This is a genomic window from uncultured Enorma sp., from assembly GCA_905210055.1.
Classification (GTDB): domain Bacteria; phylum Actinomycetota; class Coriobacteriia; order Coriobacteriales; family Coriobacteriaceae; genus Enorma.
The window spans coordinates 1-13,241 of sequence record CAJLVH010000037.1; the positions used below are offsets into that span (position 1 = coordinate 1).

12 protein-coding genes are annotated in these 13,241 nt (G+C 61.6%); 4 read left to right on the forward strand and 8 right to left on the reverse strand.

Translation table 11 applies throughout. From position 1 onward, the window contains the following. Positions 1–7 precede the first annotated feature (7 nt). Positions 8–1,036 (forward strand): 3-deoxy-7-phosphoheptulonate synthase, encoded by a 1,029-nt coding sequence (locus QZ079_RS04000; RefSeq protein ID WP_297035424.1) that lies wholly within the window; start codon positions 8–10, stop codon positions 1,034–1,036. A gap of 167 nt (positions 1,037–1,203) precedes the next feature. Here QZ079_RS04000 and QZ079_RS04005 read toward each other — a convergent pair whose 3' ends face one another. The 3 genes from QZ079_RS04005 to QZ079_RS04015 all read right to left on the reverse strand — a co-directional run bounded on the left by QZ079_RS04005 (position 1,204) and on the right by QZ079_RS04015 (position 3,239). After that, complete coding sequence (locus tag QZ079_RS04005) at positions 1,204–2,121, reverse strand: LysR family transcriptional regulator (RefSeq protein WP_297035391.1); 918 nt, start codon at positions 2,119–2,121, stop codon at positions 1,204–1,206. A 100-nt stretch (positions 2,122–2,221) separates the two neighbouring features. Beyond that, entirely contained in the window at positions 2,222–2,626 is a 405-nt protein-coding gene (locus tag QZ079_RS04010) for a hypothetical protein (RefSeq protein WP_291288642.1), read from the reverse strand. 205 nt (positions 2,627–2,831) lie between these two features. After that, positions 2,832–3,239: a hypothetical protein gene (locus QZ079_RS04015; protein WP_297035395.1), complete on the reverse strand. Its 408-nt coding sequence runs from the start codon at positions 3,237–3,239 to the stop codon at positions 2,832–2,834. 265 nt (positions 3,240–3,504) lie between these two features. Between QZ079_RS04015 and QZ079_RS04020 the strand changes: the two genes are divergently transcribed. After that, complete coding sequence (locus tag QZ079_RS04020; protein ID WP_297035398.1) at positions 3,505–4,797, forward strand: putative ABC transporter permease; 1,293 nt, start codon at positions 3,505–3,507, stop codon at positions 4,795–4,797. Between the two features lie 127 nt (positions 4,798–4,924). Here QZ079_RS04020 and QZ079_RS04025 read toward each other — a convergent pair whose 3' ends face one another. From QZ079_RS04025 to QZ079_RS04035, 3 genes are all read right to left on the reverse strand, one after another. Next, complete coding sequence (locus tag QZ079_RS04025; RefSeq protein ID WP_297035401.1) at positions 4,925–6,502, reverse strand: alpha-amylase family glycosyl hydrolase; 1,578 nt, start codon at positions 6,500–6,502, stop codon at positions 4,925–4,927. 197 nt (positions 6,503–6,699) lie between these two features. Then, positions 6,700–8,118, reverse strand: coding sequence for a lipase family protein (locus QZ079_RS04030; RefSeq protein WP_297035404.1), 1,419 nt, complete (start codon positions 8,116–8,118; stop codon positions 6,700–6,702). 60 nt (positions 8,119–8,178) lie between these two features. Continuing rightward, positions 8,179–9,138, reverse strand: a complete 960-nt coding sequence (locus tag QZ079_RS04035; protein WP_297035407.1) for a DNA/RNA non-specific endonuclease — start codon at positions 9,136–9,138, stop codon at positions 8,179–8,181. A gap of 198 nt (positions 9,139–9,336) precedes the next feature. On the opposite strand from QZ079_RS04035, the gene mscL reads away from it, so the two are divergent. Next, positions 9,337–9,822, forward strand: coding sequence for a large conductance mechanosensitive channel protein MscL (gene mscL, locus QZ079_RS04040; RefSeq protein ID WP_297035410.1), 486 nt, complete (start codon positions 9,337–9,339; stop codon positions 9,820–9,822). Positions 9,823–9,932: 110 nt separating this feature from the next. On the opposite strand, the gene QZ079_RS04045 is transcribed toward mscL, so the two are convergent. Both QZ079_RS04045 and QZ079_RS04050 read right to left on the reverse strand, forming a co-directional pair. Further along, positions 9,933–11,546, reverse strand: a complete 1,614-nt coding sequence (locus tag QZ079_RS04045; protein ID WP_297035413.1) for a peptide chain release factor 3 — start codon at positions 11,544–11,546, stop codon at positions 9,933–9,935. Positions 11,547–11,696: 150 nt separating this feature from the next. Beyond that, the gene (locus tag QZ079_RS04050; RefSeq protein ID WP_297035416.1) at positions 11,697–12,503 is read right to left on the reverse strand and encodes a class I SAM-dependent methyltransferase; all 807 of its coding nucleotides are present in this window, start codon (positions 12,501–12,503) and stop codon (positions 11,697–11,699) included. 86 nt (positions 12,504–12,589) lie between these two features. Between QZ079_RS04050 and QZ079_RS04055 the strand changes: the two genes are divergently transcribed. Beyond that, on the forward strand, positions 12,590–13,111 hold the full coding sequence (locus QZ079_RS04055) for an adenylate kinase (protein ID WP_297035420.1): 522 nt from the start codon (positions 12,590–12,592) through the stop codon (positions 13,109–13,111). Positions 13,112–13,241 lie beyond the last annotated feature (130 nt).

The window sequence follows — 13,241 nt, forward strand, 5'->3', positions numbered from 1 at the left end:
CCCCGCCATGTCCATGAAGTTTAAGCGCCTGCTGCCCATTCCCAAAGAGATCCGCGAGGAGATGCCGCTCTCGGCCGAAGCCGCTGCGCAGAAACCTGCGTTCGACGCCCAAGTAGCTGCGATCATGCGCGGCGAGGACGACCGTCGTCTCATGATCGTGGGCCCGTGCTCTGCAGACCGCGAGGACTCCGTGCTCGACTACGTCACGCGCCTTGCAAAGCTTGCCGAACGCGTGAGCGACAAGATCTTCATCATCCCGCGCGTCTACACGAACAAGCCGCGCACGAAGGGCACCGGCTACAAGGGGCTCCTCCACAATCCCGACCCCGAGGGTCCCTCTGACCTTCTGGGCGGCGTGAAGGCCATTCGCCGCATGCACCTGCGCGTTGCCGAGGAAACCGGCATGTTCACCGCCGACGAGATGCTCTACCCCACGAACTACCAGTACCTCATCGATGTGCTGGGCTACATCGCCGTAGGCGCCCGCTCCGTCGAGAACCAGGAGCACCGCCTCGTTGCCTCGGGCGTGCCCATGCCCATTGGCATGAAGAACCCCACCGGCGGGTCCACGAGCGTCATGCTCAACTCCATCTACGCCGCGCAGCAGCCGCAAACGTTCCTGTTCCGCAACTGGGAGGTCGAAACCACAGGCAACCCGCTCGCGCACGCCGTGCTGCGCGGGTACATTGGCGAAGACGGGCTCAACTACCCTAACTATCACTACGAGTACCTCGAGCGCCTGGCGGAAAAGTACACGAAGGAAGATTTCGCCAACCCCGCCGTAATCGTGGACTGCAACCACGACAACTCCGGCAAGCGCCCGCTCGAGCAGATCCGCATCTCGCACGAAGTGGCCGACTCCATGCGCCGCTCGGCGGAGATTCGCCAGCTCATCCGCGGCTTCATGGTGGAAAGCTACCTCGAGGACGGCAACCAACCCATCGACGGCGGCGTCTACGGCAAGTCCATCACAGACCCGTGCCTGGGTTGGGAGAAGACCGAGCGCCTCATCCTCGACCTCGCCGACCGCATCTAACGGGGGACTGCCCTCGCCGCGCGCGAGTGAGAATCTGAGTCTTGGACAGAAATTATCACGGCACGGGGAACAGGCTTCCGCGCCGCAATGCAAGTGATAATCTGAGTCCTGGACTGAATTTATCACCGAAGGGTCATTATCGGGGTCTGGCATCCAATGCCGGGCCCCTATTCGTTGAACATGCGCTTCATAAGGGGAAACTCGTTCATAACGAAGCTGTTGAGACGATCGAGCTTCTCGCTTTCCTGCCCCTTGAGCGTCACCATGCATATGGGAACCGGCGGTGCGTCGGCGGGATCCACCTTGTGCATCGCGGCGAGCGGCTTGATATCGAGCGCCTTGAGGTAGACGCCCAGCACGTAGCCCTCTTGGTACTCGAGGAAGTCGGCAACCTCGGCATCCGTCTCGATCTGCACCTGCGGTGAGGCGAGGCCGCGTTTGAGGCAGGCGGCAAGGATCGTTTCGTTGAACGCATCGATATCGTCGTTGCACAGCACCGGATACGGCTTAAGGTCCTCGAACGAGACAAGCCGCTTCCTGCGCAGGGGATGGCGCTTGCCCATGAACGCGCCGACGGAGACCGTTCCCAGCACGCGGCTCGTGCATCGAGGATCGGAGAACGCGCCGATCGTGGCCAGCGCATCGATGTTCCCCGCACGCAAATCTGCAAGCGCATCCGCACCCACGGAAAGATGAAGCGTCGTTTTAACGCCCATCATGTGGGACATGAGCTGGGAGAGCGCGCTGCATACCAGCTCGTGCTTCGCAAAAGGCGGCGAAACGAGCGCGATGCGCAGCCCTTTGCGCGTTTCTTCGGCATCGGTCTGCTGGTAGGTCTCTGCAGCGCGGACGAAGGCATCGAAGCTCGAAACCGCTTCGCGCGCGGGGCCCACGAGGTTTTTGCCGAACGGCGTGAGCAGAACCGTCCTGCCCTCGCGGAAGAACAGCGGACTGGCCAGCTCTTCCTCGAGGTCGATGATCGCCTTCGATACCGCCTGAACCGTCACGCCCTCGACGCGCGCCGCCTCCGTGAAGCTGCCGTAACAGGCTGCAAGATAAAAGTACTGCAACTGTCGAACGTTCACGGTCTCGCTCCCCACCAAAACACCCGCCTGATTTAAATGAGCAGGCGGGTGATCACGCTACGATTATGCGCTGTACAGCGAACTGAGCTATCCGACTACCCTACTTGCTCTCATTCATGATACGCGACGCAGCAACGATCGCGACGAAGGAGTAGACGGCGAAGATCAGGTTCAGGTAGATGGGGGCACCGCCCGTCTCGCCGCGGAACGTCATGCCCATGCCGGCAAGGTTCAGAACCACGAGCAAGCCGGAGACGTAGATAAAGGGCTTCAGCATGGCGTCATGCTTGGCAGCGCGCAGGCCGATGATGCCTGCGACCAGCATAAACACACCAATGACCGCAAGGATGATGCCATACATCATGGCGACCTCCGTGCCGTCTTCGATGGTGCCCTCGGCAAGCGGCGCGGCGAAATACATGATCGAAGCGGTAGCGATCGCGACGATGCCGAAAAGGAAATAGAACAAGCCCGTTCCCTTAACGATCGTGCGATTCTTCGTCATCTCGTCCACCATGGTAATAACCTCTCTATCTGGGCGTTTGCCCTCGTCAATTGCAGCAGCATATGTGAAGCGCGCAAGCGCGCCGTAGCCGCACGGTACAAGGTCGGCTAGTTTACGGAGAGCTCTGGAACAGGTCAAAGAAAAACGGCAACTATCAACCAACGCTTGATAATTGCCGTTTCTTAGAAACTATGTTCAGAACAATTTACCCCAGGCGCGAGGCGTTCTTCTTCGCACGGGAGGCGTAGAAGACCGCAGTCGCGACGGCGGCGGCATAGATGGCGTTCATCCATACGGGACCCTGGCCGCCGAAGACACCCAGGCAGACCTCGGCGATGTTCACAACCACGAGAATCGAGCCGAGCACGATGAAGCTGCCGAGGCGGCTCGGGTTGTTGGCGCCGCGCGCGCCCATGATGCCGGCGATGAACTCGAACACGCCCGAAACACCCAAAACGATGCCTGCGACCAGCGCAAGCGCCTCGCCGTTCTTGAACATGGAGGCGGCGAGCGGCGCCCCCGTGAACATAAGGATGGAGGTAACGACGGCAAGGATACCGACCACCATGAGAAACAGGCTGATGCCCTTAACAATCTGGCATTCTCTCGACATATATGTCTCCTTTTGCGTTCTCTCTGAGCTAACGATGGGCGACGATTGCGCGCATCCCCGCCCTGCGCCACATACTATACCGCGCTTCAACCGCCATGCAATTATGGAAAACGACTCCGGCGCGACGAGCTCGACGAGGTACCTCCGAGCTGCACCGCTGATTTCTTACTAAAGAAGCATCCCGCAGCTCACCTCGATACGCTATGATTGAGCGACTGCATAGATCGACCACGGTACCTGCAGCTAATGCGAGCAAGGATGTGATATGGAAGACCTTACTAAGTCGCAAGAGACAGAGCTCGAAGACTTCGATCTTCCCGGCAACGACCTCGACCCTAACACGCCCACACCAGCGGAGCAGAAGAAGATCCCGCTCGTCGTGAAGGTCTACGGCTTCCTGTGCCTGATCGACGGCATCGTCACCATTCCGACGATCGCCATGTTCATCGGCCTCGTCGCATGGGCGCTCAACACCGATCCAAGCCTGATCACGGTGGGCACCAACCCCACGCTTCCGGTCGTCTTGCTCATCATCTCGCTCGTCGTAACCACCGCGAACGCCGTAGCGCTCATCATCTTCGGCCGCTCACTCCTGCATAACAGGCGCCGTCACGCCGCGCGCATCTCGCATGCGCTCATCGCCACGACCATCGTGCAGGTCCTGCTCAAGCTCATGCTCTCGGGTCTTGATACGAGCATCATCACCGATGCGGTCCAGCTGGTCATCGTGATCACGCTTTCCATCACCGTAGACCCCACCCTTCGCGAAGAGCGCAAGCTGCAGCGCAACCTCCGCGACATGGTGGATCGCCAGGCGGCCCAAGCCGGCATGCTCGGTCGCGATATCGAGGGCAAGGGCTTCATCGAGCTCAACTTCTTCAACCTGTTCTGGGTCTTCGTGGTGTGCTGCTTCCTTGGCCTCATCATCGAGACGATCTACCACATGGTCGTGGTGGAGCCCGGCGTGTACCAGGATCGCGCGGGACTGCTCTTCGGCCCCTTCTCGCCCATCTACGGCTTCGGCGCGCTCCTCATGACGGTGGCGCTCAACCGCTTCTACAAGGCGAACCCCATCATCATCTTCGTGGTGAGTGCCATCATCGGCGGACTCTTCGAGGCGGCGACCGCATGGTTCATGCAGGTGGGCTTCGGCGCCACGGCGTGGGATTACAGCGGCTCCACGATCTTCGGCCTCTTCCCCGATCCTATCGCCGTGATCTTCGGCGGCCGCACGAGCACGCTCTTCATGTGCATGTGGGGTGCGCTCGGTTTCGTATGGATCAAGCTCTGCCTGCCGCGTCTCTTGAAGCTCATCAATCTCATCCCGTGGAAGCTCCGTTACTCGCTCACCACACTCTGCGCCCTGCTCATGCTTTTGAACGGCATCATGACGCTGCAGGCGCTCGACTGCTGGTACGAGCGACTGTCCGGCACTGCGGGCGACACGCCCGTCGAGGAGTTCTACGCCAGGAACTTCGATAACGACTACATGCAGCACCGCTTCCAGAGCATGGAGATCACGCCCGAGGATTCCGGCCGCGTGGACACCGCTGCCTAGCACGCGAATCTGACCTTAGATCTTGTGCTGCAACCTCTTGCAACAAAGCCCGCCGACGTTCGTGCCGGCGGGCTTTTTTCATGCGAGAGACAAAGGTCGATAAGAGCCTGGTCCTCGACTCAACGTATCACTTGAGTGCGAAGAAGGCAGCGCTGGCGGCGGGCATGCTGAGGATGCCGGCCGCGAGCGTCGCAGGGTCGCCTAGCGTGTAGATCGTGCAAGCCGCCTCATACGGGCACGGGATCTCGACCGGGCGCGCGGCGGGATTGAGCGCCACGAGCACGCGCTTGCCGCCCGGTACGAGCTCGCCCTCTGCCGTGCGCTCGCTCCGCAGATACACGAGCGGGTACGCATCCTTTTCGCAGTGCACGAACTCCACGGAACCCATCGCACCAAGCGCCGGCGTCGTGCGGCGCAGCGCGATGAGTCGCTGCACCTCGCTCCAAAGCGAGCGCTCGTCTGCCATCTGATCCTCGGCGGTCGGGGCGTCGGGGGCGTCATCCTGCTGAATGTAAAGCTTGCTGGCCGGCGCGTTCGAGAACCCCATGTTCCCACCACTTCCCCACTGCATGGGCGAGCGGGCTCCGGTGCGGATATAGCCGCCCTCCACCGAGGTCACGTCGAGGTGCCGCATGCCAATCTCGTCGCCGTAGTACACGAACGGGCAACCTGGCATGGACATGATGAACGCGAACGCCATCTTCATCTCCTCCGGGTCGAGGAAACGGCGCAGACGCTCCATGTCGTGGTTGCCGGAGGGGATGCACATGAGGCCGCGGCCGTCCGTGAGGTCGAGGTTGCGTTGGTACGTGGCGACGAATTCACTTGCATCGCCCGCGCCCTCGCGCGCGAAGAACGGATGCTCGCAGCGGAAGAGATCCAAGTAGTGCGACGTGCCGAACTGCAGCAGGAAGTCCATGTGGAAACCCGCGCGAATCGTCTTATCGGGCTCTCCCCATTCGGAGATAAGGACGGCATCGGGGTAACGTTCGTCCAGAAACGCACGGATATCCTTCCACACCTTGATGGTGCCCTCCTGACCGGGGTCGTTCTTCACGAGTGACCCCGCCATATCGCAGCGGAAACCGTCGCAGCCGCGCTCAAGCCAAAACGCCATGACATCTTTCATGGCCTGGCGCGTGGCGAGCGCCTCGGGCGAATCCATAGCGCTTTGCCAGGGTTCTGCGACCTCGGCGAATCCGTAGTTCAGCGCCGGTTGGAGCGCATAGAAGTTCACCGCGACGGCACCGTCGCGCTCGGAGACGCCGCGCAGCACGCCGTTCACCCCGGGGACGTCGCCCACCGGCGTCCAAACGCTATCCGTCCACACATAACGACCGGTATATTCGTTCGCCTCCGCTTGCTGGGAAGCCTGGAACCACGGGTGCTCGATAGAGGTATGACCGGGCACAAGGTCGAGCAGTACGTGTATGTCGCGTGCATGCGCCTCGTCGAAGAGCCGCACGAGGTCGTCGTTCGTGCCGTAGCGCGGGGCGACCTGACAGTAGTCTGCAACGTCGTAGCCAGCATCGCCGAACGGAGAAAGGAAGCAGGGATTCAACCACAAGGCGTTGCACCCCAGGTCGCGAATGTAGTCGAGCTTTTCGATGACACCCGGCAGGTCGCCTATGCCGTCGCTGTTCGTGTCGAAGAAACTTTGCGGATAGATCTCGTAAAAGACGGCATCGTTCAGCCAGCTGCTCATAGCGAGCTCCAATCTCCTCGCGCGGATTCGGCTCGCGCCCATGGTACTACAGCAGCCGCGCCACATCTGCGACGGGTACGTTTGCGTTGGCCGCCTGCAATGTAAAATAACCCCAGCGACTTTTTTACATCGCATTGCAAAAGAACCGAAGCAGTGCATGTCTTTCAATGCGATGTAAAAAAGTCGCTGGGGTTATTTTACATTGCAGGCATAAGGTCGTCTCCGTCGATGACCTGCATCCAAGCGATGTAGACGTTCGGGTAGTGGCTATAGAGCACCTGCATCACATTGATATCCATGAGCAAGTCGCGCATGACCGACGTCACACCGCCCACCGAGGCAAGGTCTTCCACCGTGGGCACCTGGCGCCCCAGCTCCTCAACCAAAGCATCTACCCGCGCGCGATCCTCCGGCACGTAGGGAGACTCCGTGCCCACGTTCTCCTCAAACGCCACCTGCATCTCGTCGTAATGCTCGTTGAACGCCGCGTCACCCACGCCCGGCAGGTAGAAATCACGTCCGTAGCGGCGATATCCCCACGACTCAAGCGGCAGGCGCGGCACGAGGTCGCTCGGGTTCATGATGTTGAAGATGTTGTCGTAGAGCGCTTCATGCGCGTGCGCGACCGGCGTCACCGTGGGCGTGGCGAACGTGTAGCAGTAGATGTTCTCGAGCGGTGCGAGCGGACTCAGTCCCTGTGTGCGCTCGTTCGCATAGGCGGCTGCAAGATTCGCCGTCGCGGCTCCGCGCGAGTGCCCGCAGAAGAGCAGCGACACGTCGCCTACCCCGTTGAGCTCCACATCCTCGGTGATGCGCTGCTCAAGGTCGTCGACGATCTCCTGAGCGGCGCGCGCGAAACCCTCGTGGTCGATCGCGTCCATGTCGTAATCCGAAGCATCACCCATGTTGAGGTCGCTCAGCCATTCCGACCCATAGCTGCCGCGAATCGCCACGAGGTAGAGCGTCCGCGTGTTCCCATCGCCATCGGTGATGCGCTTCGTTGCAACGGAATACGCCACCACGTCGTCCGTGCCGGTCAAGAAGTCTACAACCTCGTCGAAGACCTCGCTGCGATACTGGTACGACGCCGTCGAGATGTCGTCGAATCCCAGCTCCGCAAGCGCCTCCTCCATATACGCCGGTGCGTCGCTCCCCTCCTGATAGTAGGCGGATTCCGCGTTCGCCACCGCCGAGAGCACCGAGCACGTCGTCGCAAGCTCATGATTGTAGACGGTCGGGTCTTGGAAGAACCAGCGATCGTCCCAGGCAACATCGGTCGCGACCTGTTGCCCCTCGGTCGCAGCCATGCTCGTGTAGCTCACCCGTGCCGTGAAGGCACCCGTCTTGCCCGAGGAATCCTCGAGCTCACGCGGAGCACTCGGGGCCTCGACCGCAGCGATTCCCAGGCTCTCCTCCCTGAGGCGCCGCTCGACAGCGATGCCGAGCAACGTGCCCACGGCAACCACGACCAGCACGAGTGCTAACGCAATGCGCTTCGCCCAGCGATGCCTGCCCTTCAAGCGCGGGGCGTCATCTCTTGCCTGCCTGCCCGCGGCCTCAGCCTGTCTGTCTGCAGCCTCAGCCCGCCTGTTCAAATCCTCTGCCTGCACGTCCATAACTCCTCGCTTCGCGGCGTCGCAGCGCGCCGTTCGAATTGCTTACCTACCGAACCCCGCTTACGGATGACACCCGCCGCACGGCTCATATCCTCGGGCGATGAGCTCGTCGCGCGTGCCGGTGTACTCCTCCCGATTGCGAGCGCTCATATCGTCGACCGAATCGCAGTCGGGCATATGGAACTTCATGGAACTCGTGTTCAACACGTACGTAGTCTCCACCGCTACGCCCTGCTCCCCCGACCCGGCAGAAGCGGACTCCACACGCCAGCTCTCGCCCGTCTCGTAGTCGATCTGGAGCCCGGGCTGCACGTTGAAGCAGTACACGTTGAACGAGACGCCCGTGCCGCCATCCTCGACAGACTCCGCCTCCATGTGCACGCCGCGCGCCATGAGTTCGTCGCCCACGAAGACGGGCGTCACACGGTACAGCACATGGTTACCCGTTTCCCACACGTAGTCGGCGACCTCGTTCTCATAGGGCAGCATGCCCTCGTGATTCAGGTAATTGGTACCGGTAATGAGGTTGCGTTCGTTCGCGTTCTCGCCGGCGAGCTGAAACCCAATGAGATGGCAACGGTTGTAGATGTTCTGGTCGGGAACGATGTCATCGTAGAACGTGGCCTGCCAACCCGATGGGTGCACCTCGCTAATGTCCTCGCGCTCCTCGGTGGGCATGGTCTCCTCGCCTACAATCGCCATGGTAACACCGCAACGACCGAGGCTATCGAGGTTCGAGTAATACTCCGAGGGGCCGTCGAGGTCTTCTTCGGTGAAATTGGGTTTGTCGCCGTTTACCTCGACAGCCGGCTCTCCAGCATATTCGGGGAGTTCGGCTTCGTCGAGCCGACCCGCCTCGAGGGCAGATTCGTTTACCGATACTGCCTCGCCCGCGCCGTCCACGCCTCCGGCGCTGCTGCAGCCAGCAGCGCCCGCAAGCGCAAACAGGCATGCGAACGCGAGCACGAGCGCCTGCGCGGCATGCGCCCGCAGGTGTTTCGTCCAAAGAAGCGTTGACATCGATGGTCCCCCTACTCTCGAACAAAGGGTATCTTATCGAGGGCGTGTAAACGATTTTCACAGGCCGTGCGGACATCTTTCGGCTTTACCTCAACCAACGGTTTACGGCAACGAATGTGTGTATCATGTTCAACGCAATGCATGGCGTATCGGCAGCGAAAGCGATGCCCTCGCGCAACCTTGGGAAAGGATTTGCCCATGAGCCTCGTATCGGAGTTCAAGGATTTCATCAACCGCGGCAACGTGATGGACATGGCCGTCGGCGTTATCATCGGCGGCGCGTTCACCTCCATCGTGACGTCGCTCACCAATGACATCATCAACCCGCTCATCAAGCTCGTGAGCGGCGGCGGCACAGAGATCTCCGGCCTCACCATCCCCGTTCCCGGCACCGAGAACGGCATCGACTTCAGCTCGTTCATCAGCGCCATAATCAACTTCCTCATCGTCGCCGTCGTGGTCTTCCTCATCGTGAAGGCATTCAACAAGGCGCAGAACCTCGGCTCCGGCCTCACGAAGGGCCTCACGAGCAAGGTGCTCGGCAAGGACGGCGAAGAGATCGAGATTGAGATGGTGCCTCCCACCTGCCCGTTCTGCCTCGAGGAGGTCAAGGAGGGCGCAACCCGCTGCCCGCACTGCAGCGGCGAATTCCCCGAGCCCGCCGCTCCCACTCCCAAGCAGTAACGCGCACACCACATGTAAAATAACCCCAGGGGTTTTTAACATCGACGGCACCGCGGAAAGCCAGCGGAGCTGCTTCGTTAGCTAAAAACCCTGGGGTAGTTTTTCGTTCGCTAGAATGTGACGTTACCAAACTCCGAAAGCTTGAGCCCCGGGTTGTGCTCAACCGCCCAATCCACGTTCCACGGGCTCGTGAAGAGCAGCAGCTTGCCACCGCGCATGTCCTCCACGCGCAGCGTGTCGCGCGTGAGATTGAGCGCGGCAACGTCCACCTCCCCAGGCTCGTTCGCTATCCAGCGGATGTCCGTGTAGCCAAGCGGCTGGCGACGCACTTCCACGCGATACTCGCTCTTCAGGCGCTGCTCGAGCACATCGAACTGCAGAGTGCCCACCACGCCCACGATCACGCTCTCCATGCCGGCGCCGAGCTCGCGGAAGATCTGGATGGCGCCCTCTTGGGCGAGCTCCTCCATACCCTTCACGAACTGCTTGCGCTTCATGGTGTCCACCTGGCTCACGCGGGCGAAGTGCTCGGGCGCGAAGGTGGGGATGCCCGCGAACTGCACGCGCGCGGACGGGACGCAGAGCGTGTCGCCGATGGAGAACATGCCCGGGTCGAAGAGCCCCACGATGTCGCCGGCGTATGCCTCGTCCACCGTGGCGCGGTCGTCGGCCATCATGGCGGTGCCCGTCGCAAGCTTGATCTTTCGCCCGCCCTGCACATGCAGCGCATCCATGCCGCGCTCGAACTTGCCGGAGCAGATGCGCAGGAAGGCGATGCGGTCGCGATGGTTCTTGTCCATGTTGGCCTGGATCTTGAACACGAAGCCCGAGAACGGGTGCTCCACCGGGTCGACCGGCTCGCCCGTGAGCGCGTCGGTGTGGGCGCTCGGCGCGGGCGCGAGGCGCAGGAAGTCCTTCAGGAACGGCTCCACGCCGAAGTTCGTGAGCGCCGAGCCGAAGAACACCGGTGAGAGCTTGCCCGTGCGCACGGCCTCGAGGTCGAACTCGTGATCCGCGCCGTCCAAGAGCTCGATGTCGTCCATGAGCGCATGGTGGTTTTCCTCGCCGATGAGCTCGTCGAGCTCGGGGGCGCCGAGCTCCGCCTCGATTTCGCCCACCTTCTTCGTAGCGTTCGCATGGCCATCGCCCTCGAAGGCGATCACACGACGGCTGGCGCGGTCGAACACGCCGCGGAAGTTCCGGCCGCAGCCAATCGGCCAGTTCATGGGGTACGTGCCGATGCCCAGCACGGTCTCGATCTCTTCCATGAGCTCGAAGGGGTCGCGGATCTCGCGGTCGAGCTTGTTCACGAAGGTGAAGATGGGGATGCCGCGCAGAGCGCACACCTTGAAGAGCTTCTCCGTCTGCGCCTCGACGCCCTTGGCGCCGTCGATCACCATGACCGCCGCATCCGCCGCCATGAGCGTACGGTACGTGTCTTCCGAAAAGTCCTGGTGGCCAGGGGTGTCGAGGATGTTCACGCAGCAGCCGTCGTAGGTGAACTGCAGCACGGAGGACGTCACGGAAATGCCGCGCTGCTTCTCGATATCCATCCAGTCGGAGACCGCGTGCTTGGCCGAGCTCTTGCCCTTCACCGATCCGGCACTCTGAATGGTGCCGGTGTAGAGCAGGAGCTTTTCCGTGAGCGTGGTCTTACCTGCGTCCGGGTGCGAGATGATGGCGAACGTGCGGCGCGAGGCCACTTCCTCCGCAAGGCTTGGCATGTAGTTCCCTTCGTGTGTAATCTAACCTGCGGTATTGTAGCTGGTTCGCGCCAAGCGTGCACGCACGCAATGGGTTGGTTGGGGACGTGTTCCTTTCAACCCATTTCTGCCATTAGGGACTGCCCCCATGGCAGGCCGTCAATGGCAGGCTCAGCCCAGCGGCTTCTCTGCGCAGGTCGCCCAGTACGTGGGAATGCCCAGCTCGTGCAGGCGACCGGAGCCGTTCGTGTCCTCGTACAGGTCGACGATGCGAAAGCCCGCCTGGATCTGCCCGCGCACCTGCTCGTCGAGCGTGTGCGAGAACTGCATGCCCCACTCGGGGAGCTCTTCGGCGGGGATGAGCGACGGGTCGCGTAGCGGGTTGAACGACAGGCCGCGCACGATGCGCTCCTCGTCGTCATCGACTACGTAGTTGAACCCGTTGTCGAGCCCCGCAAGCAGGCGTCCGCCGGGCGCGAGCACACGGAAGCACTCGCGCCACACCGGCTGCACATCTTCGATATAGCAGTTCGACACCGGGTGAAAGATGAGGTCGAACGATCCGTCCGCGAACGGCAACGGGCGCGTCATATCTGCCCGGACTGCGTCGATGACGTAGCCCTCGCGCTCCGCTACCACGCGCTCGGAGGCAATCTGCGCTTCGGAGTAGTCGAGCACCGTACACACCGCACCCATCGCGGCGAAGATGGGCATCTGCTGCCCACCACCTGCGGCAAGCCCCAGCACGCGTTTGCCGCGCATGTTCGGGAAGAACCACGTGCGTGGCACCTCGCGCGTGGGCGTGAGCACCATGGACCAGTCGCCGGCACACGCCGCCTCAAAGCACTCATGGCAGATAGGCGTGCCCCACTCCCAGCCATCGGCGACCCACTGGTCGATGATTTGAGCGTTTAGGTCGGTGTATGAGGCGGCGTCCCTCGAGACAGCGGGTACTGAATCCGCATGCTCCCTGTCCATCGTCCTCCTATCTGAATAAGCTGTACTGCAGTCCATAACCTTTCGCCACCGATATACTATTCGAAAACCTTCGCGAAAGAGAGCCCATGCACCAACCACACACTGCCCAACGCATACTCGTCGTCGGCTGCCCCGGCGCGGGGAAGAGCACGTTTGCACGAAAGCTGCGCGACGCGCTCGACCTGCCGCTCGTCTACCTCGACATGCTCTGGCATAAGCCCGATCAAACGACGGCCACACGCGAGGAATTCGACGTCGAACTCGATGCGGTCTTGCGGCAAAACCGCTGGATCATCGACGGCAACTACGCCCGCACCCTGAAACGCCGCCTCGAACGGGCGGAAACGGTGTTCCTGTTCGATCTGTCCGCCGAGGAGTGCCTTGCGGGCGCAGCGGCACGAATCGGGCATCCTCGCGAGGACCTGCCGTGGATAGAGCGCGAACTCGATGCGGAGTTTGCCGAATATATCCGTCGCTTCCCTACCGACCAGCTACCGCAGCTGCTCGCAACCCTCGACACGCGCCCGCGCAGCACCTCGCTCATCACGTTTCATTCACATGAAGAAGCAGATGCGTACATCGAGACGTTGAAGAACGCCCAGGAATAGCGCGGCGTTTGCTCGACACGAGTCAATTGAGCTGGTTGTGAGCCGGCTGAACCCGTCCCCAATGGCGAGCCGCCCACCAGCCAATAACCCCCGTCCCCAATGGCGAGCCGCCCACCAGCCAATAACCCCC